16 protein-coding genes are annotated in these 23,900 nt (G+C 66.6%); 3 read left to right on the plus strand and 13 right to left on the minus strand.

Annotated elements, in window-relative coordinates; all coding sequences use genetic code 11:
- Window position 1 precedes the first annotated feature (1 nt).
- A complete protein-coding gene (locus E4634_RS07645) occupies window positions 2-2,335 on the minus strand; it encodes a putative bifunctional diguanylate cyclase/phosphodiesterase (RefSeq protein ID WP_135442446.1) in 2,334 nt (777 codons plus the stop codon).
- Window positions 2,336-2,510: 175 nt separating this feature from the next.
- Here E4634_RS07645 and E4634_RS07650 point away from each other — a divergent pair, with 175 nt between their 5' ends.
- The gene (locus E4634_RS07650) at window positions 2,511-3,035 is read left to right on the plus strand and encodes a hypothetical protein (protein ID WP_135442448.1); all 525 of its coding nucleotides are present in this window, start codon (window positions 2,511-2,513) and stop codon (window positions 3,033-3,035) included.
- A gap of 9 nt (window positions 3,036-3,044) precedes the next feature.
- Here E4634_RS07650 and E4634_RS07655 read toward each other — a convergent pair whose 3' ends face one another.
- From E4634_RS07655 to E4634_RS21975, 10 genes are all read right to left on the minus strand, one after another.
- Window positions 3,045-3,377, minus strand: a complete 333-nt coding sequence (locus E4634_RS07655; protein ID WP_135442450.1) for a hypothetical protein — start codon at window positions 3,375-3,377, stop codon at window positions 3,045-3,047.
- Window positions 3,378-3,634: 257 nt separating this feature from the next.
- Window positions 3,635-4,030, minus strand: a complete 396-nt coding sequence (locus E4634_RS07660; RefSeq protein ID WP_135442452.1) for a hypothetical protein — start codon at window positions 4,028-4,030, stop codon at window positions 3,635-3,637.
- A 35-nt stretch (window positions 4,031-4,065) separates the two neighbouring features.
- Window positions 4,066-4,521 (minus strand): CheW domain-containing protein, encoded by a 456-nt coding sequence (locus tag E4634_RS07665; protein WP_135442454.1) that lies wholly within the window; start codon window positions 4,519-4,521, stop codon window positions 4,066-4,068.
- Window positions 4,518-9,251 carry a hybrid sensor histidine kinase/response regulator gene (locus E4634_RS07670; RefSeq protein ID WP_135442456.1) on the minus strand — a complete coding sequence of 1,578 codons (4,734 nt, stop codon included), beginning with the start codon at window positions 9,249-9,251 and terminating at the stop codon, window positions 4,518-4,520. Before E4634_RS07670 ends, E4634_RS07665 begins: the two co-directional genes overlap by 4 nt.
- 42 nt (window positions 9,252-9,293) lie before the next feature.
- A complete protein-coding gene (locus E4634_RS07675) occupies window positions 9,294-11,693 on the minus strand; it encodes a FimL-related protein (RefSeq protein ID WP_135442457.1) in 2,400 nt (799 codons plus the stop codon).
- Between the two features lie 64 nt (window positions 11,694-11,757).
- Entirely contained in the window at window positions 11,758-13,857 is a 2,100-nt protein-coding gene (locus E4634_RS07680; protein WP_135442459.1) for a methyl-accepting chemotaxis protein, read from the minus strand.
- Complete coding sequence (locus E4634_RS07685; protein WP_135442461.1) at window positions 13,854-14,417, minus strand: chemotaxis protein CheW; 564 nt, start codon at window positions 14,415-14,417, stop codon at window positions 13,854-13,856. Before E4634_RS07685 ends, E4634_RS07680 begins: the two co-directional genes overlap by 4 nt.
- A 10-nt stretch (window positions 14,418-14,427) precedes the next feature.
- On the minus strand, window positions 14,428-14,838 hold the full coding sequence (locus E4634_RS07690) for a response regulator (protein WP_135442463.1): 411 nt from the start codon (window positions 14,836-14,838) through the stop codon (window positions 14,428-14,430).
- Between the two features lie 227 nt (window positions 14,839-15,065).
- Window positions 15,066-15,632 (minus strand): hypothetical protein, encoded by a 567-nt coding sequence (locus E4634_RS07695; protein WP_135442465.1) that lies wholly within the window; start codon window positions 15,630-15,632, stop codon window positions 15,066-15,068.
- 10 nt (window positions 15,633-15,642) lie between these two features.
- Window positions 15,643-18,189 (minus strand): AAA-type ATPase lid domain-containing protein, encoded by a 2,547-nt coding sequence (locus tag E4634_RS21975; RefSeq protein WP_167854814.1) that lies wholly within the window; start codon window positions 18,187-18,189, stop codon window positions 15,643-15,645.
- A 109-nt stretch (window positions 18,190-18,298) separates the two neighbouring features.
- On the opposite strand from E4634_RS21975, the gene E4634_RS07705 reads away from it, so the two are divergent.
- The gene (locus E4634_RS07705; protein WP_167854815.1) at window positions 18,299-19,198 is read left to right on the plus strand and encodes a tyrosine-protein phosphatase; all 900 of its coding nucleotides are present in this window, start codon (window positions 18,299-18,301) and stop codon (window positions 19,196-19,198) included.
- A 1-nt stretch (window position 19,199) separates the two neighbouring features.
- Window positions 19,200-20,639, plus strand: coding sequence for a cardiolipin synthase (cls, locus tag E4634_RS07710; RefSeq protein ID WP_135442471.1), 1,440 nt, complete (start codon window positions 19,200-19,202; stop codon window positions 20,637-20,639).
- Window positions 20,640-20,658: 19 nt separating this feature from the next.
- Here cls and E4634_RS07715 read toward each other — a convergent pair whose 3' ends face one another.
- Together E4634_RS07715 and E4634_RS07720 are read right to left on the minus strand one after the other, a co-directional pair.
- Entirely contained in the window at window positions 20,659-22,011 is a 1,353-nt protein-coding gene (locus tag E4634_RS07715) for a sodium-dependent transporter (protein WP_135442473.1), read from the minus strand.
- Between the two features lie 86 nt (window positions 22,012-22,097).
- Window positions 22,098-23,879 (minus strand): aminopeptidase P family protein, encoded by a 1,782-nt coding sequence (locus E4634_RS07720; RefSeq protein WP_135442475.1) that lies wholly within the window; start codon window positions 23,877-23,879, stop codon window positions 22,098-22,100.
- Window positions 23,880-23,900: the final 21 nt, after the last annotated feature.

Raw genomic sequence — 23,900 nt, forward strand, 5'->3', positions numbered from 1 at the left:
GCTACGCACCAAAGCCGGTTTTATCGACTGGCTCGAGATCCAGGTTCTGCAGGAATTCCGCGAAGTGCCAGGGTGAGAGCAGTGGCTCGAGTTCCGCCGCGGGAACCGCCTTGCTGAACATGAAACCCTGGATGATATGCGCGCCGTTCTGGGTCAGGAAGCGGAACTGGTCCAGGGTCTCCACCCCCTCCGCCACCGGCTTCAGGCCGAGGCTTCGGGTCAGCGCGATGATGCCCTTGACCAGGCTCGCACCGCGATCACTGACCACCGCATCGACCACGAAATTGCGATCGATCTTCAGTTCGTCCAGGGGGAACTGGGTGAGGTAATTCAGGGACGAATAACCGGTGCCAAAATCGTCGATGGCCAGCCCCACACCCATATCGCGCAACTCGCTGAGCGCATTGACCGAAGCGGAAATATCGCTCATCAACACGCCCTCGGTAACCTCCAGTTGCAGGACGCCGGAGGGCAGGCGGGTCTCCTCCAGGACGTCGCGGATCATGCGGTTGAAATCCGGGGTGAACTGCAACGCCGAGACATTCACCGAGACCCGCGGCAGCTTGACTCCGCGACTGGCGAACTCTCCTACCTGCCGGCAGGCTTCGCGCACCACCCACTCGCCGAGCTGGCTGATCAGCCCCATCTCCTCGGCCAGCGGCACGAACCGCGAGGGGGCGATAGGCCCGAGTTCGGGATGATCCCAACGCACCAGAGCCTCGGCGCCGACCACGGATCCGCTGTGCGTGTCCACCTGCGGCTGGTAGTGCAGCGCCAGGCCGCCGCGCTCCACCGCCTTGCGCAGCTCGTTCTCCAGCGTCAGGCGCTCGATGCCCGCCTCGTCCATGCCAGGGTCGTAGACCATGAAATTGTTCTTGCCGGTGTTCTTGGCGCGGTACATGGCGGTGTCCGCGCAGCGCAGCAGCCCCTCGACGTCTTTCGCGTGCTGCGGCGCCAGGGCGATGCCGATACTGCAGGTCACCACCAGTTCGTGGCCGTTGATCGACATCGGCCGGATCAGTTCGTTGCGCAGGCGTTCCGCCACCCGGCACACGGCCTCGGCAGACTCCAGCTGATTGAGTACCACGGTAAATTCGTCGCCGCCGATGCGCGAGACATCGATGCGCGCGCCGGGATCGGCGCTGCTGGCGAGCACGTCACTGCCGCGAATGCAGCTGGACAGGCGCTCGCCGACCTCGCGCAACAGCATGTCGCCGGCGCTGTGCCCGAGCGAGTCGTTGATGCGCTTGAAGTTGTCCAGGTCCAGGAACAGCACCGCCAGCACCTTGTCGGAGCGCTCCATCAGTTTCAGCAGCAGCGCCAGTTGCTCGGTGAACAGGCGCCGGTTGGGCAGCGAGGTCAGGCCGTCGTAATAGGCCAGGTGGTGCAGGCGGTTCTTGGCCCGGGTGACCTGCTTTACCGCGCGGTTGAGCTCCTCGTTGCGCCGCGACAACTGCTCGTTGCGCTCCTCCACCTTCATGCTGAGCAGGTGGTGGTCGGTATCCATGCGCTGCTTGTACTCGGTGACCCCGGTGATCACGCCATTGAGGATCTTGGCGATCTCCTGCACCTCGTCGCTGCCGGTCACCTTGACCGGCTCGTGCAGGCCGCCGGAGGCGATGCCGTCGGCCATCTCCGCAAGCCGCGATATCGGCCGGGTGATGCGCCGGGTGAGGCTCAAACTGAGCAACAGCGCGAGCAGCGCCAGGCCCAGGCAGGCCGCCACCACTGCCAGCAGGTCAGGCACGATCTCCTTCGCCAGGCCGCGCTGGTGAATAGTGACCTGCAGGTAGCCGACGATAAAAATACTGCCGCCGCGAACCTGTGCATGATCGGGGAAGAATTCCTCAGGTTCCAGGTCAAGCTTCAGCGGGTTGACCCGCGTACTGACCGGGATGACGAGGTAGAAATAGCGGTCGTCCCCGCGCAGGGCACTGAACAGCCCGCGATCGACCGTCTGTAGCCGGTAGTCGAGGCTGGCCAGGGAGACTTCGGCATCGGCGAAATCACGGCGCAGGTATTCGAAGCCCGGGTTGGCGCGCAGTGCCCCGGCCGGCCGCACCATCAGCCGCTCGCCCTGGCTGTCGAAGGCCGCCACCGATTCCACCGCCGGCGCAGCACGCAGGCCGTCCAGCACCGCAGCCAGGGCGTCCTCGCGGCGGTAGTGTATGTAGAGCGAGATTTCGCTGCGCTGGTTGACCTCGCGAACGAGACTGCCGATCAGCTGGTCCCGGGCCAGCTGATAGTCGCGCACACCGGCCAGCACAGCGAGCATTGCGCTCATGCCGATCAGCAGCGATACCACCAGAAAATTGAGTTTGCCGGCTATGGTCATGGTTCACACAGCCCCAGAGCATGTCTTTGTATCTATCCCCAAGGGGCCAGTATGTGACATACGTAACAAAAGCCCAAGCGGGAAATCTCCACTTTTTGCAGGTTTTCAGTAGTGGCCGGGAATGGCCATGTGCTTGAATTCAAAAGGACAATACTACAACAAGGTGATCACGGGGATGTCTGAGTTCCAGATGACGCATGTCGCTCTGGTGGGGGCGAGAATAGACGCGTTCTTACCACTGGGCTTTCGCAGCCGCAGCGAACTGACGCTGCGCCGCGTCATGCCGCAATACGAGACCAGCCTCACGGCCATGGGCACAGACCAGGCGCGGGCGACGCTGGCCGCACAATTACCGATCTGGATTCACAATGCGATTACCGATCCGGGCTTTCCCGGCCGCGGGGAATTGATCATGCCGCTGCGCCGCTTCGAGGGTGAACTGCGCGACAGCCGCGACAACGAGGTGGTTTCCGCGGTGCTCAACGCCGGTTTTCGCAACCGTCCGCTGGATCCGCTGAATCTTCCGGAGAGCATGCCGCTGCGCCAGCGCTGCAGCATGTTGATGTGGATTGATTCCTGGCAGGAGGCCTACAAGCACCTGGAGACGCGCGTGGTTGCCATTCTCATGAACCATCGCGCCGACATCGATAACTGGCTGGCGACCTCGGAGCCGGAAATCGACCCCGCAGTCGCCGTCTAGCCAGCGCGATCAATCCGCCGGGCGGCGCTCCGCGAGGCCCGCGCCGGAGACCATGCGCACGGTGCGCTGGCAGGTATCCAGCCAGGGCAGCAGGGTATCGGTCTTGAGTGCGCGCACATAGCCGCCTTCGCTGCGGCAGGCAATGCTGGTCTTGTTCGGAGTCCAGTCACCTTCCTTGGGGCGCGGCTTGCGCTTGCTGTAGTACCACAGCCCGCGACGATCCTGCATGACGTAATTGGCTTCGGGCGGCAGGAACACTTTCTTGCCATCGATTACTGCAAATACTTCCAGGTCGCCGCCGGGGTTCTCGCCCACACTGGCTGTCGGTTTAATCGTCAACATGACTGACTCCCCTCACTGGTCTAATACCAAGTCCCAAGCTTTCGGAAGGTGGACGTCTCATTCCACTGCGTCCTTTCCGCGTTAGGGCCATCCCGCGATGGCTCAGGATTAGTTATAAGCCCAGTTCATATCTCCAGCAATGACCACCCCGCCATATTTTTGGACGATTTCAAAAATTTGGTGTTTTCAGGCCAAAATTTTCCAGATTTTTGTGATCTGGCGCCCAGAGCTCGGCTCAAGTTGCCAAATTTTCGATTTTAGCTCTGGACGAGATGGATATGAGGGGGGGCGTCGGGGTCGACTTCAAGCAGGGTGAGGCTCTCGGGAATACCCTGGTGGAGCAGGCTGGCAGCCTCCTCCACCGAGGTCATGAGCATATGCAGGGACAGCGCGGCGCGGCCGTCCGGGTTGGCAGCCATCGCCGTGAGCTCGCCGAGATCCTCCTCGGAGACGAAGCCCAGCATGGCCGCATTGGTCAGGTAGTCACGAATGATCTGGCGATTGATCTGGTCCTGCAGGTACACGTGGTAGCCCTCGTCGCCGAACACCCGGTACAGGACCTCGCGGTCTGCGCTCTCCAGCGGGTTGGCCGTGAAGGGCATGGCTTCGCCGAAAGCGTCGTCAATTCGCTGTACGATCTTATCCAGTTGCAAAATACTCTCTCCCCGGAGTGGCGGGATATCTCAGCTCACGCGGTGGCCGCGCGGCCCACCTCGCAGGCAAACGCCTGCAGGGCCGGTAAATCGGGGACCTGGTACAGGCGCCCCTCGAATTCAAATGCGGCCAGGGCGTACTCGCCGCAGGCCTCGGGGCGGTCGCTACAGGCCGCGTCCTCGAGCCGGCGCACGCCCAGGCCCGGCCCGCGCAGCGCCAGGCCCCAGTAGTCGCAGGCCTGCTCGCGGATGCCGAGAAACACGGCGATCAGACCACTGACGGTCTTCTCGTCGCGCCAGCGCGGCCCGTCGGGGCCGCCGAAATCGATCACCGGCACGCGCTGGCCGCGCCAGGTAACGGCTGGCGGCGGCGCGGTCTCCGCGTCCTGCAGAGTGACGATCTCACCCAGGCAGTTCTGCGGCACCGCCCACACCTGGCCCTCCCGCGCGGGGAGGAACACGCACATGCGGCGCTGCTGTTCCTCGCTCATACCTGGTCCTGCTGCTCGAGGTCGAGACGGTGGCCCGTCAACTCGTTGATCTGGCCGATCAGCATGCGGAAGTTGAAGGGTTTGCCCATGTAGCCGTTACAGCCGGCCTCTTCCGCCAGCGAGCGGTGCTTGATGCCGGTGCGGGAGGTGATCATGATCACCGGTATATCGTTGAAGCGCGCCGACTTGCGAATCTCGCGCAGGGCCTGGATGCCGTCTTTCACCGGCATTTCCACGTCCATGAGAATAATGTCCGGCAGGCGCTCGGTGGTATTCAGCCAGTCGATCGCCACGGCGCCGTTCTCGGCGGTGGCGGTCTCCAGGCCAACCGATTCCAGCTGGCTGGTGGCCACCATACGCTGGGTGCGCGAGTCGTCGACCACCAGCGCCAGGAGTTTCTCCTCGCGCGGCTGGCCGACGGCGATCGCAGTGCCCTGGCCCTCGCCAAAGCAGCTCACCAGTACGTTCAGGTCCAGGGCGACGACGGCCTCGCCGTCCGCCGTAGTGGCGCCACCGGCAACTCCGGGCACCGCGGCAAACTGGGCGCCCAGCGAACGAATGACCAGTTCCAGCGCCTCTTCGACGTCGTCCACGGCAATCGCCATGTGACGCGCGTCGGAGCCGGCCACGATCAGCGGGATAGTCTTGCGCCAGGCCGCGCGGTCCGGCAGGTTGCCGCTCTGGCACAGGGTGCCGAGATAGGCGGGTTCGCATTCCAGCCCGGCGAGGGTCAGGCGGGCGCCGGACTCCACCGCGTCGAAGAAGGTATCCACCGGCACCTCGTCGACGGCGACCAGGCCGCCCAGCGGGATGGCATAGGAGCTCTCCCCGGCACTCACCAGCAGCGCACCATTAACCGCGACGTTGGAGGGGATGCGCAGGTGGAAGGCGGTGCCCTTGCCCACCTCGGAGACGATGCGCACGTCACCGCCCATCTTCTGCAGTTCGCTGGCGACGATGTCCATGCCCACACCGCGACCGGAGATCTGGCTGACCTCGGCGGCGGTGGAGAAGCCCTTGTGGAAGATCAGCTTCAGCGCTTCCTCATCGGACAGCGCATAGACGTCCACGTCGATGCCCTTGTTGCGCGCGGACTCGCGGATCTTCGCCGGGTCCATGCCGCGACCGTCGTCCGACAGCACGATGACCGAGTCGGCTCCGGACATGTGTACGTCGAGAGTGATCTGGCCGACGCTGGGCTTGCCCGCGGCGCGGCGCTCCTCGGCGCTCTCGATGCCGTGGTCCAGCGCATTGCGCACCATGTGCTCGAGGATGGTCTGGCAGCGCGCGTAGTCGTCGCGGTCCAGGGTGCCCACCTCGTTGGTGACACGGAAGGCGACCTCCTTGCCGAGATCAGAGCTGACCGTGCGCACCAGCCGGCGCAGTCCGGGGGTGAGGCGCGACACCGGCACTACGCGGGCGGCGCGGATCGACGAGCCGATCGAGGAGATCACCGTCGATTGCTGTTGCAACAGCGCCTCGGCCTGGCCGTTGTGACGGCTGACCAGTTCGATCAGGTCGGCGAGGTCCTCGACGCCTTCGCGCAGGATGTTGGCGGCCTCCTGCAGGTCCGAGTAGCGGTCCATCTCCAGCGCGTCCATGTCCGACGCACCGCTGCCGGCTTTGGCGGTGGGATTGAACAGCGCACCATCGGCGATATCCGAAATGTGCGCGCGCATCGAGGTCAGGCGGCCCTGCAGTTCTGCGGTCGCCCGCTTGGTGCGGCTGGTAGTCGCCGAGGTACGCACCCCCAGCTGCTGCGCCTGGTTGGCCAGGTTCAGCAGCAGGTCGAGTTTCTCGGAGGTAATGCGCACCGACTGCTGGGCGGCGAGTACCCGTGCACCCTCGTCGGCGAGTTTCTTGTCCTCCTGCTTGCGCCGCAATTCCTCGGCGTTGCGCTCGCGCGCATCGGCGACGATATCCGCAACGGCGGGGGTCTGTGCGGCGGGCGCCAGCGGCGCGGGCTCAGGCTCGGCCATCGGAGCAGGCGCCTCGGCCACAGCCTCGGCGGCGGGCTCGACGGCCTCCTCACGGTAGGGGAGCTCGCAGGGAATGTCACGGCGCTCGGCCTGGACAAAATCCACCCCGCGTACCGCAGCATCCAGCCAGGCGTTGACGATGCGGAAGTAAGCGGCTTCCTCGCCGGCTGCCGGCTTGGGCATGCGCTCCAGCAGGGTCTCGAAATTGTGGATCAGGGTGCCGTAGTAGTGCAGGCCGACACCCTTGGCGATGCCCTTGATGGTGTGCAGCACCCGGCCGACCACGGCCTGGTGCTCGCCGTTGGCACAGTCGGCCTCCCACTCGCTGATGGCATCCTCGAGTTTCTCCAGTTCGGAGGAACCCTCCTCGATAAACGCGTCGAGGAACTCGGCGAAGATCTCACCGCCGGTGGGACTGCAGTGACTGAACTCGATACCCTCGGGAATACACCAGGACAGGTCCTCGGCCAGCGCGTTCCCCTCCGGCACGGCCTCGGGCAACGCTTCGGGTACAAGCTCAGGCACATCCTGTTCGGCAGCACTGTGCAGTTCGGCTGCCAGTTCCGCTTCGGGGGCCGGCTCGGGTTCGCTCGCGGTTTCCGGCTCCGGCTGGGCGGCGATGCATGCGTCCTCGGCAGGAAGCTCGGTCAGTGCACCATCGAGCGCCGCGGCCTCGTCGCCGGGCACAGTGGAGGGCAGGTCCGCGGCCTCGGCAGCCAGGAAATCCGCCATATCGGTGTCTTCAGCGTCGGCGCCCAGCAGCTCTTCAATTTCCGCCGCCGCGGGCAGTTCGTCCAGCGCGCGGTCCGGATCGTCGCCGTCCATGTCGCTGAACATGGCCTCGAGCTCATCACCGTCCGGCAGCCACTCGGGGGCTTCCAGGGGCGCGTTGAGGTCTTCGTCGAGCAGGTCTTCTTCGAAAACCTTGTTCTCTACCAGGCGCAGGCCGCGGTCCGCGGCGCTGGGCCGGGCCGGTGTCTCTGGCGCGTCGCTGGCGGGCTCCTCGACAAACAGCTGGTTGCAGTTTTCCCCGGTGCCGGCGCGGTACAGGCGCAGGTAGATGACGCCGATGTGCTCGGCGTCGAGTCCGGCCAGGGCATCCGGCGTTTCGCTGCAGATTGCTGCCACTGGCTCGAACCCGGCGGCGAGAGCCTCGTGGACCGCCGCGGGATCCGCGGCGATGGACACCTCGGTGGTAACGCAGCCGGCCGGCCAGCCCAGGGCATTCAGGCGCGCAGCCAGGGCCATATCGACCTCTTCCATCAGCGGCGCGATGCGCGGCGTAACCTGGGTGAGCAGTTCGCCACCGCGGGTCAGCTCGGCAAAATCCTCGTGCAGATCCGGCTCGTCCTGCACATCCATCGCGCCGGTCAGCACCTCGCCGAGATCGACCTCCTCGACGAATTCCACACCCTCGTCGTCCTCATCGGCGCTCGCTATGAACAGATCTTCCAGCGGCGCTTCCGGCAGTTCCTCGGCGCTCTCCTCGAGATCGAGGATACTGCCGAGGTCGGTGACTTCCGCCACTGCCTCCATGCCGGGCAGCGTTGCGGGTTCGTCGTCGGCCGGGGTTTCCTCTGCGCTGGCTGCCATGTCCAGTTCGGGGAGTTCTTCGTCCTCGAGGGACTGGGTCAGGTCCAGTTCCGGCAGTTCGTCGTCGGCAGCGGCGGCAATTGCGTCGTCAACCTTGTCGATTTCCGGCGCGGCCTCCTGAGCACTGGCAGTCAGGTCCAGCTCCGGCAGGTCCATACCCGCGGAGAAATCGGCCATATCCAGCTCGGGCAGTTCCAGTTCGATATCGTCGACGTCGGCGACTCCCGCGACCGGCGTGACCTCGATTTCGATAGCCGCGGCTTGCGTCTCGAGGTCAGCGCCCTCGAACTCGCCTGCAGTCAAATCCACAAGCTCGTCGTCCAGGTCGCCGAAGTCGATATCCAGGGCGCCAGCCTCGCCCGGCAGCTCAGCGGCGGACAGGTCGATGTCCAGGTCAGCGCTGGCGGCCAGTCCGTCGCTCTCATCGACGATCGGCAAGGTCAGCTCCAGTTCCTCGCCGGCATGATCGGCAGGCTCGTCCTCGACCAGGGGCAATTCGGCGGGCGCTTCGGCGCTCGCCGCTGCGACCAGGTCCTGCGGGGGCTCGTCTGCGGGTGCTTGCGGCTGGGTTGGCTCCGCCTGCGGCTGGGCTGTCTCCGCCTGCGACTGGGCTGTCTCCGCCTGCGGCTGGGCGGGGGCCTCGGCGGCAGCGTCCTGGGTCTCGCCGGCGCGCTCCTGTTTCTTCACGCGCTTGACGACCAGGTACTGCTCGCCCATATCGTCGTCGTCTTCCAGCCCGAGGATATCGCTGCCGTCGACCACATTGGTCAGCAGACCCTCATCCTCGGCGGACTGGCGCGAAAAATCGACGGCCATCAGGCCGTCAAAACTCATGTCTTCATCGGCGCCATCAACGCCATCGTCATCGGCGTTGGTTGAGCCGGGTTCGCCCATCACGATCTCTTCGTCGACATAGGTGCTGAGGTCGTCGGCATCGGCGCGCCCGCGCATCATCGGCCGCGCGGCGACCGCAGCCTCCTGGGCGCTCAGGGAGAGGTCGAAACCGCCGCGGCGGTCGACGACAAAGATATTTTCCTCGGGGTCGTCACGGTCGAGTTCGAGCAGCCATTGCAGGGTGGCCTCCTCCTGGGAGGCGTCGGCAGTCTCCGCGGCCTCGGCGTTAGCCACGCCTTCGATTTGCTCTTTCTTGGTCTGCACGATAACTCTCCGTATACCCTCTCTTGGGTTGGGCCGCAGTTCTTACTGCCCGATTTTGCTGGGCGCGGCGCCGCTGCTGCTCGCGTCGTCGATCTGGGGCATGCCCTCGGCGAGGTCCTCGCCGGCGCCCTCGGCCATGCGGAAGCAGCGGTCGGTCAGTTCGCGAACGCGCTGGACGTCGAACTCGGTGCCGTCCTTGTAGGAGGCGATCAGCCCGGGCAGGGCCTGCACCACGTCCTCGACCAGTTTGACCAGGGTATCGGAAGCCTCGAGGTCACCGTCCAGCACGCGGTCGAGCATGTCCTGTGCCGCCCAGCCCAGTTCACCCAGGATGTTCGCGCCCACGGCGCGGCCATTGCCCTTGAAGGTGTGGAAATGGCGGCGGATTTCGCGCAGCGTCTCCTGGTCGCCTGTGTTCGCCGCCCACTCGGGGGTCAGGCGGAATATCTCGGCGACGATCTCCTCGGACTCCTCGAAGAACACCTCGCGGAATTCCGCGGGCACCTCGGCATCCTCGACGTAGTTGCGCGGCTCGCTCCAGTTGCCCTGGGCGACGTCGGACCCCGCGGACAGGCCCTCGGCCCGCTCCTCGAGTTCGGTGACGCGCTGCTCGGCAATCGCCAGCATATGCGAGGTATCGTCCAGCGGGTCGATGATCGAGCGCTGCAGGTGCAGTTCCAGTTGCGCGAAAGCCTCGGCAAAGCAGCGGAACGCATCGTCCTCGCGTACTTCACCGGCCTTGCTCGCCGCCTCCAGCCAGGCGTGGCAGCGATCGATGATCTTCGCCTCGCGCTCCATGCCGGCAAAGCCGAGGGCGCCGGAAATCTCCGAGAGCAGGCCCAGCGACAGGTCGATGGCCTTGCGGTCGGCGATGGTTTCCTGCTCGTTGAGGAAGTCCTTCGCCAGGTCGAACAGCAGATCCAGATCCGGATCGCCGGCGTCCGCATCGCGCACCGCCTTGCGCAGGGCCTCGTGGCCCTGGTCGGATTTGTTCAGGTAGCGGTTGAGCGCCACGGTCAGGCGGATGGTCGATTCCAGGTCGTTGGGCTTGCGCGCCAGGGCGCTGGCCAGCGACTTGCGCCGCAGGATCTGGTGCATGTAGTTCTCGACCAGGCCCATGTGATTGAAGGTGGCGCTGACCACCGACTCGCGCAGTTCGAAATCGCGGCTGGAGAAGGAACTCGACAGGCCGTGCTCCAGCTTGTGCTCGATGTCCAGCTTGACGTCGACGATGCCGCGGATGATGTCGTTGATCGCCTGGTTGAGCTGTTCCGGGGTCTCCTTGTAGCCGCCGGTGTAGACACGCTCCAGGCGTCCCTGCACCGCGTTCAGCGAATCCGCGTGGGCGAACTGGCCAGCGGCTTCCAGGCGGTACTTGGCCGCCTCGATACCGTCCAGCGCCTTGCGGTTGACCTCGGCGCCGCCGGAGCGACCGATCTGCGCCAGGTCCTGGGAATTCAGGGTTTCCACCACGCTGTTAAGCTGCTCCAGCGCGGCGGACAGTGCCGTCACCAACGCGTCGGTGTGGATCAGGCCGCGGTTGGCCTCTTCCAGGGTGTCCTCGCTGATCGCGAACACCTCGCGGATGCGCGAGATGTGCAGCGGACGCGCCTTGCAGCTGGCGATGTAGAACAGCATCTGCTGCTGCAGGGCGTCGTAGTCCACCGAGGGATCGACCGCCGCGCCGTTCTCACGGGCGTGCTTGATCAGGAAGGCACCGGACTTGAAGATCTGCGCGATGCATTCGTCGGGCACGATCAGGCCCCCGGCCACGCCCTCGCAGATGCCGATCAGGGTCATCCAGTACCGCTCGGGCAGGGTGCCGACAAACAGGTTCTGCATGCGCCGGGCGACGCGCGCGGCTGTCTTCATGCTCTCGCCGACGTTCTTGCGGCGCAGCGCCATCTTCACCATTTCCAGGTACAGGGCGAGCATGACGTTGGCGCGGCTGCGCACTTCGTCATCCGGCGCGGGCTGGCCGCCGGCAGTGATGCCGGCGCCCTCGGGAATGTCCATGTGGAAGAAGAACGCGCGCGGGCGCGGGCGCTCGCCGACCCAGCGGCGCAGGTCGTTGACGTGCTGCTCCAGGCCCTGGCCGGTATCGGCGCGGGCATTCTGCGCGTGCGCCAGGTAGGCGGGCAGCACTTTCAGCGCCTGCATCAGGCCGCCCATGGCCAGTTTGCGGCGTTCACCGACCACCTGGTCCTTGTACAGGCAGTTGAGGCTGCGCTCCATCTCCAGGGTCAGCAGCTCGCCCTTGCGCATGCCCAGGGCGCGCAGTGTGGACGTGATCTGGTGCACCGACCACATGCACTGCAGCAGCGGGCGTTTCTGGGAGGAGTCATTGCTGTACTCGACCAGTGCCGCCTCGGCGTTCTCGGCCTGCTTGTGCATAAGGCCGACCACCCACTTGAGGGCTACGATGTCTGTTTTACTCGCCACAGCCAAACCTCCGTTTCCTGTTGCTGCTGGCGGCGGTGCGCTGTAACCGCACCGGCCGGTTTTATTATGGGATTGCGCGCTTGGGTTCGAGGTCGTCGACATCGACGATCTCTTCCTCGACAAAGGTCTGGGTCGCGGCGCGGAAGCTGTCCAGGTCCTCGACCTCGCCGCCACCGGCGTTCTCCATGAAATAGGTGCCGTCGGCGTCGGTGCGGAACTGGCCGAGGCTGCGCGCCGCGTCGCGGATAGATCCCTGCAGGGAGGCCACGCCGCGCTGGGCGGATTCATTCAGCTCGCTGATCTCGATATTGCGATCGCGGATCTCGGACATGGAACTGCTCATGTGCAGCGCGTTCACCGCGGACTGACCGGCCGCCTCGTCCACGCTGGAGATGATGTCGCTGATCGCCAGGGAACCGGAGTTGATCTCTTCCAGGGAGCTGTCCAGGCGCTCGATGTACTCGAGGATGGTGACAACCGTCCCCACCGTGGTCTCCATGCTCGCCAGGTTGTCGGCGGACATGTTCTGCAGCATGCGCACCTCGGAGATAATCTTGCGCCCCTCTTCCTCGGCCTCGCGCAGCAGGTCGGCGATAGACTCCGCAATACCCAGGAACGGACGGCCGTATTCGCCGGCCTTTTCCGCCTCGATACGGGTGTTGATCGCAACAACCGAGATCTTGGTGTTCAGGGTCTGGATGTACTCCGCCGCCGCGGTCACCGACTGGATGAGCTCGCTCTGGCGCTTGGCCGACTTGGAGGTTTCCTGCACCGATTCGCGCACGTCGACGGAGGCCTTGGACATGTCCTTGGTCAGCTCATACCCCTGCGACACCTTGCGACAGTTGCGGTCGGAGGTCTCGGCGGCGCGCGCGGTGGAGGACTTGATCTCCTCGCTGGTGCGCACCATCTCGGTAGCGGTCTCGGTGGACTCGACCACCGAGCGCGTCAGTTCCTTGCCCTTGGCGACCTGGGCGCGGGCGCTGTTGCGGATGCTGTCGATGGCCTTGACCGATGCCTCGAAGGGCGTGCGCACTTCGCGGATCAGCTGGCACTGGCGCGCGGTGGCACCGTTCAGGCTGTGGGCAATCTCGCCGGTCACCGAGTTGCCCTCGGTGGCGGAGACGGTGAGGTCGCCGCGGGCGATTTTTTCCAGGGTCTCGTTGAGGTCGTCCATGCCGCGGCTGGCGTTGGCGTCGCGCCGGCGCTGGCCGATGAACATGGCCAGCAGCAGGCCGATGGCCAGCACACCCGGGGCCACGAACAGCGCCAGCAGGTTGCCGCTGCCATAGAGGCGGCCGACGGCGAGGTCGTCCACCGCGGACTGCAGCTCGCTGATGGCGGCGCCCAGGGCGACACTGTTCTCGTCGATAGTGGCCCGGGCGGCGGCGGCCTGGCGCAGGTCAGTGGCGGCACCGGCGATGCGGTCCACCGAGTTGGCCAGCGGCGAGAACAGGCGGTAGGCCTTGCTCAGGGACTCGATGGACGCGGCATCGGAGACCTTCTCGATGCCGGTGAGCTCATCGCCGCGGGTCAGGCCTTCGACGATGCGCGTGAAGTCAGCGGTATCGGAACGGAACTCGTCCGCGGCCACCTGGGCGTCGGCGCTGCCGGCCTGGATACGCGCCAGGTTGCGCGCCATGCGCTCGAGCAGCCAGGGCGCTTTCTGCGCGGCGACCAGGGTATCAGCGGAGGCGTTGTTGCGCTGCAGCAGGGCCACCACCGAGGCCAGCTCCTTCTGCATGTTGCGCACGTTGGCGTCCAGCTCGCGCGAGGTCTCCTCGACGAACACGGCGCGCGGCGCGGCATCCACCAGGGTTTTCACGGCGCGCTTCACCGGCTGCCAGTTGAGGTCGATCATGCTCAGCTTCTGGTTCAGCTCAGAGGCGTCGAGCAGGCCCAGCTGGCGTTCGAACTGGCTGGTTTTCACGTCCAGGTTCTCGAACGCCTGGGCTTCGCCGCGGGCGGTACCGCGCGAGGCGATGGAAACTTCCCGCGCCAGGCCGGCCAGCTGGTCGGCGATAGCATCGTAGTGACCCTCGGCGCCGACTTCCTTGTCGATCACCAGGAAGCTGTAGCCCACGGCCCCGAGGCACGCCAACGCGCCCAGACCGAGGAAGAGGTTGCGCAGTTTCGCCGCGCCCGGCTTCTTTTTACCCGTCATTCTTTACCCACCTCGTGCATCTGCGCCTCGCTAGCGGCGGCATTGGCAAATTCGCTGTCCGCAATCAGGCTGTCTATGTCCAGTACCGCCAGGAAACGCTCCCCGTCCGCGAAACCGCCGCGGGTGTAGGGGGCAAAATCGGGATCAACCTCCCGCTGCATGTCGCGCTGCTCCGCCGGGAACTTCATGTCCCGCTCCAGCCCGCTAAGGGTGATTCCGAAGTGGAACCCGGGACGGCGCAACACCATGCAGTAATCGCGCGGCCGCCCTGAATACGGGCGGCGGCGAAAGAAAACGTCCCCACTGAGGATGGGGATAAGCCCGCCGAGATGCGACCCGACGCCCATCACCCAGGGCTTGGTGCCGGGAATCGCCATTACCTTGGGTGTCTCGATAATCTCTTCGAGCAGGCCCTCGCCGATCAGCAGCGGTACGCCCGCAATGCTCAGGCTGGTGCCCACCCAGTCGTTGCGCTCGTGGACCTGCACCGGCGCGGCGACCGCCTCGGCGGCATAGCGTCGCTCCAGGGCGTCGAGGGTCGACAGGGCCGATGCGTTCACGAGGTTGCGCTCAGGCGACCTTGCGCTGCTTGGTATGGGTGAAAATCAGCTGCCGCAGCACGCTCTCCGGCGGGATCTTGGTCACGTGAGCGGTGGCGCCGCGCGCCTGGCCCTTGGCGATATCGAAGATGCCGTCGGAGGACGACAGCATCACCACCGGGGTGTTGCGTGTGTCTTCCGCGTTGCGGATCAGGGTACAGGTCTGGTACCCGTCGAGCTCCGGCATGGTGATATCGAGGAAAATCAGGTCTGGCTTGAAGCGCCGCAGCATGCCGAGTGCCTTGTAGCCGTCCTCGGCACACTCGACCTCACAGCCCATACCCTTGAGTGTGTGGGACATCATCATGCGAATCGTCTTGGCGTCGTCGATAATGGCGATCTTGACGCCGCTGATGTCCATTTCTTGCTGTTCTTCGCTCATTTTCGCCCTCAGTTATTCTCGGTACTGTGAGTCGATGCTCCGGGAGCCCGCTGCTCCGGTTATTCCAGAAACAGTATTTCGGGCGGGCATTCCAGCAGCAACCAAAAACTGGAGAAAACTACAGAAAGGCCTCTGGACTGTGATCGGCCGCACAAACCCGAACTGTAGGTGGAAGAACTACCTCAAGCGTAGACCATCTGCGGCAATACCGCGGTCCACGCCGCGCGCTACTCGCTGGGGAACATATAATTCTTGAACGGCTCGAGGTGGCCGGGCTGGAAATCCTGCAGCTCGTAGATGTTGAACTTGTGCATCAGGCTGAGGCAGCGCTGGAAAGCGCGGTCGGCGTCGTAGGAGGCCGGCGGGATGCTGTACTCGTCGGTGACCTGGGCGAAAATCAACGAGGCGATCTCGCGGCGCACCTGGTCGGCGCGGTACAGGGCGTGGTTGACCGGCGAGGAGACCACCGGCGAACCGTAGATGAGGAACGCCTCCCAACGCTTGGCGTCCTGGGCCTGGTCGAGCTGGGCGACCAGGAAGCGCACCATGTTGCGCAGCTCCTGCAGCGGCGGCAGCAGGTCCTTCTGCAACCACTTGCGCACATCTGCCTCGCGCCAGTCCGGGTTGATGGCGATAACCCCCAGTACTCGTCCCTCGAATATAGAAGGCGCGACGCCGGCCAGGTCCCAGAGCATGTTGAGCCGGGCGGAGAAGCCAAGACTGGTGGGCGGACCCTCCTCGGCCAGGCGGGCATACTCGGCGGCGTGGTCCTGCAGGCTCTTGTTGTCGGCCATGGTGTCCTCGTCAGGCGTCTATCTGCAGCTGCTTGAGCCGCTTCTGGTAGGTCGGGGTGGAGACCCCCATGATGCGCGCGCGATCGTTCACGCTGACCCCGGCGCAGGACTGCTGGACCAGGGTCATCAGCATTTCCTCCGCCACCTGCTGCGGCGACTGCGGCAGCGGCCCGCTGTCCATGATCCAGCGGCGCGCCAGGCGCGCGCTGTCCTGCCACAGCAGGCTGGCCTCGCGCTCGGCCTGGCGCTCGCGCGTCTTGGGCAGCCAGCGGCCGATGTTGCGCGTGCGGGTATGCAGGAACTCCGCCGCGCCGCGGGCGTCCTCGCCGAAGCGCTCGCAGGCGGCCTCGATGATCTCGTCGTCGAGCCAGGCGCCCAGCGGGCGCAGCAGGCCGGTCTCTAGCGAGGCGGCGAGGGCCTGCCCCAGGGCCAGGCGCAACTCTTCCTCCACCGAGGGCGCGTACTCCGCCGCGGCCTCCGGTTTTTCCTGCATCAGCTCGAGGAAGGGGCGCTCCACCGCGCGGCCGCTGCTGCCATCCTCGGAAATGCCGATGTACAGGCCCAGGTCCACAGGGGTCAGCCAGTCCTTGTCGGTGCGCGTCAGCGCGTTGCGGATGATGTCGCGCATCTCGCTGATATTCCCCGGCCAGTTGTGCTCGCGCAGGGCCTGCTCGGCATCCGGCGTAAAGCCGAGCATGCGGCGGTCGTCGCGCGCGCTCTCCTGCTCCAGGATCTTGTGCGCCCAGCGCAACACCGCGCGGCGCCGCTCGCGCAGGGGCGGCACCTGGATCGGGTAGCCGGCGAACACGCTGGCCAGGCGCGGGTCCAGTTCGCCGCGGCTGACCAGGCGCGCCGGGTCCACCGGAAACAGGGCGATAAAGCGGTTGCGCGGCAGGTAGCGGGTGCCGCCGCGCTCGTCGCTGGCGGTGCGCGTGGCGAGCTGCCGCGCGAGGCGGCCCTGCACCTCGGCGTGCAACAGTTGCGGCGATTTGAACACCAGAGTGCGGCCTTCACCCTGCTGCAGTTCGCGATTGATGCGCGTCCACGCCTCGCTGCGGTTGCGGAAACTGCGGCAGTCGAGCTTTACCAGCCCGTCGGGCGCGCCACCGGACTCCTGATGCACGATCTGCGCGACGTACATCTTGCCGGTGCCCTGCTCGCCGATGATCGCCACCGGGATCTCCACCTGCGTGAGGAACACCGCCTGGTCGATGGCGCCCTCCATGTTGTCCAGCACGTAGCCCTCGATGCCCTTTTCCATCTCAAGCGCCGGCAACTGCGCGGCGGTCGCGGCGCCGTTGCCGGCCTGGCGGCCCGCAAGTTCGGCACAGCGCGCGGCGAGGAACTGCAGCGCCGCTGGTCCGGGGCGGAAACCGGCCTGGTCCGCTGCGCTGTCAAACAGCAGCAGGTAGCCCCAGTTGCCCTCGGTGGCCGGCAGCGCCAGCAGGCCCAGGCCCGGCTCGGCCAGGGTCTCCGGCGCCTCCGCGGGAATCCGGCGCAGGGCCTGCTGCAACCAGCGCGGCGGGCGTCCGGTGACTGCGCGAATCGCGTCGTCGACACGCTCGGCGCAATACACCACATCCAGGCCCCGGGCCTCGTCCCGCTGCAGGATGGCCGCCGCGCGCAGGCCGTCGCGCTGCAATAACAGGTGCAGGGCCTGTTCGAGGAAATCCGGGCTGCGCCTGGCGTCCAGGTCCAGCAACTCGCGCAGGAAGGCGCGCGCCGCGGGGTCGTAGACGCAATCGCGAAACGCGCCGCCGGCATTGAGCAGGCGCGCCGCCTGGCCCTGCGGGTCCCAGGGGCTGGCAAAGCGGATGCGTTCATCGCCGCCGGCCTGGGCCTGCAGCAGCGCATTGTTGGCCGCGACCAGGGCGGACAGCGCCGTTTGTCCCTCCAGCCGCTGTGCCAGGCCGATACAGGCGCGCGCGTACTGGGCACCGCCGCCGCGACCGCGCAGTCGCTGGTGCAGGTGGGAGAGCAGCGCGCGGCTGATATCCAGCGCCGCCTCCGGCTCGATGGCGCGCAGGATCACGCTGATCGTGGTGCCCTCGGGCAGGCCCAGCCAGTCCTGTTCGCGCAGGATCTGCTGCAGGCCGCCGCGCAGGTCGATCATCAACCGGTCGGTCTCCGCCGCTCCCCAGGTGGGGCTGAACTCGAGGCGGTCGACGCCGAGCACGGCGACGATATCCTGCGGCTGGATGTCGGCCTCCGCCTCGGCGCCGGCGGGCAGCGCCAGCTGGCGCAGGAAGAGCACGGCGGCAGCGGCGTCGCCCCAGGGCTGCGGTACCAGCATGCCGCCCATCACGTAGTCGCGCTCCGCGTTGCTGCCGACGATGGTCGGTGGCAGCGCAGTGGCCACGCCGGCGGAGATCGCCTGGCCGATGACCGCGCTGCTGTCGGGGGCGACGCCGAGCGCATCGCGCCAGTCGCGACCGCACACGCCGTCGGCGGTGGGAAACGGCAGGCGGCCGAAATAATCGAGCACGATGCCGCTGTCGCGATCGACCACGACCAGGCAGGTATCGAGGGCGAGATAGTGTTTATCGAGGGCCTTCACGGTGCAGAGTATAGGGGATTGCCCACGGCGCTGGAACGCGTGCCGGTGCGCTCGCAGCGGGTCGATGCTATCCTCGCGCCATCGCCCCGCACAGGTCCCAATGGTCCGCATGTCACGCAAAACGCTCTACTGGTCCGCCCTCGCCTTCGCCGCCGTCGCCATTGCACTGGTGCAGTTCATCCCGGCGCCACCGCTGCAGGTTCCCGCACAACTGCCCGCCGAGGAACGCGCGCAGCACCGCATGCTCAACTTCGAGGGCGTACGCAACTTCCGCGACCTCGGCGGCTACCCCACCGCAGACGGACGCCATGTGCGCTGGGGCGTGCTGTACCGCGCCGGCAGCCTGGACGAGACCAGCCGCGCCGACCAGCAGGGGCTGGCCCGGCTCGACCTCTACGCCCTGGTCGACTTCCGCTCGGCGCCGGAAAAGGAAGAGGCCCCGGACCAGCTGCCGCCGGAGCCCGCGTTCAAGGTGGTCGAGATTCCCATCCTCGACGAGGGCAACAATGCACTGGACGAGAAGTTTCGCGAGGCCTCGGAGACCGGCGACTTCAGCGCGCTAGACCCCGACGCACTGATGACCGACGCCTACCGCGATTTCGCCACCGTGTTCAGCCCGGAGTTCGCCAGCTTCTTCGACCTGCTGCTGGAGGCGGACGGACGCCCGGTACTGTGGCACTGCACCGCCGGCAAGGACCGCACCGGCTTCTCCAGCGCCGTCCTGCTGCGCCTGCTGGGTGTGCCCGAAGATGTCATCTACCGCGACTACATGGCCAGCGGCGACCAGGCCATCGAGGCGCGCAGCGCCACGCTCAGCCTGTTGCGCATGACCCGCGGCGACGAGGCAGCGGACAAGGTGAAGACCCTGCTCGGCGTGGAAGAGCACTGGCTGCGCGCCAGCTTCGCCGCCATCGACGAGCGCTACGGCAGCTTCGACAACTACCTGCAGCAGGCCCTGGGCCTGGACGCGGCGAAACAGGCGCGGCTGCGGGAGCGCCTGCTGGAGTAGCATGGACAACACCCTGCTGGCGGAACTGATCGCCCTCGGCCTCCTGCTGCTCTACGCCGCGTCGGTGGTCGCGGCACTCGAGGCGATCCTCAAGTCGCGCACCTCCCAGGGCGCCATCGCCTGGGTGCTGTCCCTGGTCACCATCCCGATCCTCGCCCTGCCCCTGTACCTGGTGTTCGGGCGCAATCGCTTCGACGGCTACATGGAAAAGCGCGACCAGATCGAGAGCGAGTCGCTGGCCCTGCTCGAGCGCGCCAGCGGCAGCATCCGCGGCCACCTGGTCGGCCCGGGCGAGAGCACCCCGCTGTACACCAGCCTGTTCAACCTGGCACGCATGCCCGCCACCACCGGCAACCGGGTGGAACTATTGATCGACGGCGAGGCGACTTTCGCCAGCCTGCTGGAGGGCCTGCAGCGGGCGCAGCGCTACATCCTGTTCCAGTTCTATATCATTCGCGATGATGCCCTGGGCCGGGAACTGGGACGCGTGCTCGCCGACAAGGCGCGCGACGGGCTACAGGTCTACCTGCTCTACGACGAGATCGGCAGCCGCCCCTTCCACCGCTCGCGGCTGCTGCGCCAGCTGCGCATGAGCGGCGTGCACGTGGCACCCTTCAACACCACCCAGGGCTACCGCAACCGCTTCCAGCTGAACTTCCGCAACCACCGCAAGGTGGTGGTGATCGACGGCCGCGAGGCCTGGGTGGGCGGCCACAACGTGGGCGACGAATACCTCGGCCGCAACCCGGACATCGGCCACTGGCGCGATACCCACGTGCACGTGCACGGTCCCGCGGTGATGGGCGCCGAACTGGCCTTCGCCACCGACTGGCTGTGGGCGAGCAACGGCCACCTGGCGATCGACTGGGATTTCAACGGCGCGGCCCCGGGGTCCAGCGAAGTGCTGGTATTCCCCTCGGACCCGGCCAGCGAATACGAGGAAACCGCGCTGATGTTCCTGCAGACCATCGTCGCGGCGCGCAAGCGCATCTGGATCGCCAGCCCCTACTTCGTGCCGGACAGCAGCATCGTGGCAGCCCTGCAACTGGCCGCCCTCAACGGCGTGGACGTGCGCGTGCTGATTCCCGATGAACCGGACGGCCCGGTGGTGGGCCTGGCCAACTGGTCTTTCACCCGCCAGCTGATTCCCGCCGGCGTCGGCATCTACCGCTACCAGGGCGGCTTCATGCACCAGAAAGTTCTGTTGATGGACGACAGCCTGGCGGGCGTGGGCACGGCAAACTTCGACAACCGCTCCTTCCGCCTCAACTTCGAGATTACCCTGCTGGTGGAGGACGCCGACTTCGCCGCGCAGGTAGCGGACATGCTGGAAACGGACTTTGCGCGCTCCCACCGGGTCGGGCCGGCGGATTTCGCCAACCGCCCGATGTGGTTCACCCTGGGTATGGCGACCGCGCGCCTGTTCTCGCCCGTGCTCTAACCCACGCCGGGCGGCCGGCTCAGGCGGCCAGCCCCATCACGAAAATCAGCAGCAGCGCCGGCGGTACCAGGTAGCGCACAGCCGTGTACCAGGCAGTGTGGCCGCCGGAGCCCAGGCCGGAGAGTTCGTCGCGACTGAAGGCCGGCTTCATCACCCAACCGACGAACAGGGCGATGAGCACGCCGCCCAGGGGCAGCAGCACCAGGTTGCAGAAGTCCTCCAGCAGCGCGTTGAAGTTGCGCCCGCCCAGGGAGAACTCGCTGAACGTGTTGTAGGACAGCTGGCTGATGATGCTGAGCACGGCGATGGAGCCGATCACCAGCACCACGCTCTTGTGCCGGGCGATGCCGAAGCGCTCCTCCACCCAGGCATTCACCGACTCGATCAGGCCGACCATGGAGGTGATGCCGGCCACCGCCAGGATGACGAAGAACACCACGCTGAACAGGTAGCCGCCGGGCATCTGCGCAAAGGCCACCGGCAGGGTCTGGAAGATCAGGCCGGCACCCGCGGCGGGGTCCAGGCCGTAGTTGAACACCGCGGGGAAGATCACCAGGCCGGCGAGCAGCGCCACCACAGTGTCGGCGCAGACGATAACGATGGCCGAGCGGGCGATGGAAATTTCCTTCGGCAGGTAGGAGCCATAGGTCATCATGCCGCCCATGGCGACACTCAGGGAAAAGAATGCCTGGCCGATGGCGGCGAGCACGCTCTGCCAGCCCAGCTTGCTGAAGTCCGGGGTGAACAGCCACTGCGCGGCGCGCTCGAAGCCGCCGGCGAAAAAGTTGTAGACCGCCAGGCCCAGCAGCAGCAGGAACATCAGGGGCATCATCACGCTCACCGCGCGTTCGATGCCCGCCTGCACGCCGGCGTAGATGATCAGGCCGGTCAGGGCCAGCCCGACCAGGTTCCAGAACAACATGCCCAGGTTGTCCTGCAGCACGCCGCTGAACACCATCTCGGCGGCGGCCGCGTCGACACCGACGAAGCCCGTGGTGATCGCCTTGTACAGGTACCACAGCACCCAGCCCACGACCACCGAGTAGACGATCTCGATGGTGTAGGCCGCCAGCACACCCATCCCGCCGATCATGCCCCAGCCCTTGCCGGCACCGCTCTCCCGGGCCACAGCAGCCACCGCGCGGGGGGGACTGCCCTGGCCGCGGCGGCCAATCATCAACTCGGCGATAAGGATGGGCAGGCCGATGCAGAAGGCGCAGGCGAGGTAGACGAGGACAAAGGCCGCACCGCCGTTTTCGCCGGTGACGTAGGGAAACCGCCAGATATTGCCGAGGCCGACGGCGAAGCCGACCGAAGCCATGATGAACGCGAAACGCGACGAAAAATGTTCGCCACTGCCGGCCGTCGCCATACTGATTCCCCCGCTGTTGTTGTGTTGTGGTGTGCTGCCCTGTTGTTCTGTGTGGTGCCCCGCGCGCTTGCCGCGCCGCTGGCAGTCTACAGCGGCGCCGTGGCCTGTTCCAGCCAGCTGCGCTCGGCGCCCTCCAGCAGCGGCCCGACGCGTTCGGCCACGCGCTGGTGGTAGTCGTCGATCCAGGCGCGTTCGGCGTCGTCGAGCAGCTCGACGTCTACCAGGCGGCGATCGAAGGGCACCAGGGTGAGCGCCTCGAAGCCGTACACCGGGGTCTCGCCCTCGGCCTCGCACTCGCGCACCACCACCAGATTCTCGCAGCGGATGCCGAAGCTGCCGGCGCGGTAATAGCCCGGCTCGTTGCTGACGATCATGCCCGGGCGCAGGGCTGCCGGGTTGTAGGCCTTGGCGATGCGCTGCGGCCCCTCGTGCACGCTGAGGAAGGCGCCGACACCGTGACCGGTACCGTGGTCGAAGTCGTAGCCGTAGCGCCACAGGTACTGGCGCGCCAGGGCGTCGAGGTGGGTGCCGGTGGTGCCCGCGGGGAAGCGAGCGCGATCCAGGGCGATATGCCCCTTGAGCACCAGGGTGAACATGCGGCGCACCTCGGCGCCCGGGTCGCCGATGGCCACGGTGCGGGTGATGTCGGTAGTGCCGTCAGAGTACTGGCCGCCGCTGTCGACGAGGTACACCGAGTTCATCTGCAGGCGCCCGGGGGCCGCCGCGTTCTCGTGGTTGTAGTGGCACATGGCGGCGTTGCCAGCCGCCGCGGAGATGGTGGAAAACGACGGGCCGTGGTACTCGTCGTTGGCCGCGCGCATCTCGCCGAGGGTGTCGGCCAGTTGCGCCTCGTCGTGCAGGCGGCCGGCGGCCACCTCGGCGTCGAGCCAGGCGAGGAAACGGATTTCCGCCACCGCGTCGCGCAGGTGGGCGTCGCGGGCGCCCTGCACTTCCACCAGGTTCTTGCACGCCTTGGGCAGCAGCACCGGGTCCTGGCGCTCGACCAGCTGTGCGCCGCCCGCGGCCAGGGCGAGCTGGGTCCAGGCGTTGGCGTTGTCCGGGTCGGCGAGCACGCGCTGGCCGCCGAAGCCCATCAGGAAATCCTCGGCGGCGGACTCCGGGTACAGCGTCACGCCCGGGCCGACGTGGGCGTCGAAGCCCGGCGGAATGCGGCGCGGATCGACGAACACCGTCACACTGGCGTCCGCGCGCAGCACGGCGAAGCTGAGCAGGATGGGCAGGCAGGGAATGTCCGTGCCGCGCACGTTGAGCAGCCAGCTGACCGAGTCCGAGGCGAAGATCAGCGCAGCGTCGCCGCCCTCCGCGGCGATGCGCTCGGCGATCTGCTGGCGCTTGTCCTGCGAATCCAGGCCGGTGTAGCGCTGCGCCAGCAGCAGTGCCGGGGCGACGTGCTCGGCCGGGCGGTCGGTCCAGCAGTGGTCGACCAGGTTGTCGCTGTCCGCCACCAGCGCGTGGCCCGCAGCCTCCAGGGTGCGCGCGGTGGCCCGGTACCAGCTCAGGGTGTGCATGCGCGGGTCGCAGGCGGCGCGGCCACCGGCGGACAGGCGCTGGGCCAGCCAGGTGGCTGGCGGCTCCTCGATCAGGTGATGCAGCTCGTACAGCGGGGTTGGCACCTCATTGCGCACCTGCACGGTGTAGCGCCCATCGACAAAAATCGCGGCGCTGTCGGCGAGCACGACGACCATGCCCGCGGAGCCGGTAAACCCGGAAATCCAGCGCAGGCGCTCGTTGTGTTCGGGCAGGTATTCGCCGAGGTACTCGTCGGCCAGGGGAACGATGAAGGCGTCGTAGTCGCGCTCGCGCATCAGGGCGCGCACGGCGTCCAGGCGCCCGGCGATATCAGTCATGGTCGGTATCCAGGATAACGG

Origin of the sequence: Mangrovimicrobium sediminis, from assembly GCF_004745945.1 — a bacterium.
GTDB classification, from domain to species: Bacteria; Pseudomonadota; Gammaproteobacteria; order Pseudomonadales; family Halieaceae; genus Mangrovimicrobium; species Mangrovimicrobium sediminis.

Bases quoted from the DNA above. Each gene is read 5' to 3' on its own strand.
- E4634_RS07645 (WP_135442446.1), bottom strand. From the start codon at position 2,335: ATGACCATAGCCGGCAAACTCAATTTTCTGGTGGTATCGCTGCTGATC.
- E4634_RS07650 (WP_135442448.1), top strand. From the start codon at position 2,511: ATGTCTGAGTTCCAGATGACGCATGTCGCTCTGGTGGGGGCGAGAATA.
- E4634_RS07655 (WP_135442450.1), bottom strand. From the start codon at position 3,377: ATGTTGACGATTAAACCGACAGCCAGTGTGGGCGAGAACCCCGGCGGC.
- E4634_RS07665 (WP_135442454.1), bottom strand. From the start codon at position 4,521: ATGAGCGAGGAACAGCAGCGCCGCATGTGCGTGTTCCTCCCCGCGCGG.
- E4634_RS07680 (WP_135442459.1), bottom strand. From the start codon at position 13,857: ATGACGGGTAAAAAGAAGCCGGGCGCGGCGAAACTGCGCAACCTCTTC.
- E4634_RS07690 (WP_135442463.1), bottom strand. From the start codon at position 14,838: ATGAGCGAAGAACAGCAAGAAATGGACATCAGCGGCGTCAAGATCGCC.
- E4634_RS07695 (WP_135442465.1), bottom strand. From the start codon at position 15,632: ATGGCCGACAACAAGAGCCTGCAGGACCACGCCGCCGAGTATGCCCGC.
- E4634_RS07705 (WP_167854815.1), top strand. From the start codon at position 18,299: ATGTCACGCAAAACGCTCTACTGGTCCGCCCTCGCCTTCGCCGCCGTC.
- cls (WP_135442471.1), top strand. From the start codon at position 19,200: ATGGACAACACCCTGCTGGCGGAACTGATCGCCCTCGGCCTCCTGCTG.
- E4634_RS07715 (WP_135442473.1), bottom strand. From the start codon at position 22,011: ATGGCGACGGCCGGCAGTGGCGAACATTTTTCGTCGCGTTTCGCGTTC.
- E4634_RS07720 (WP_135442475.1), bottom strand. From the start codon at position 23,879: ATGACTGATATCGCCGGGCGCCTGGACGCCGTGCGCGCCCTGATGCGC.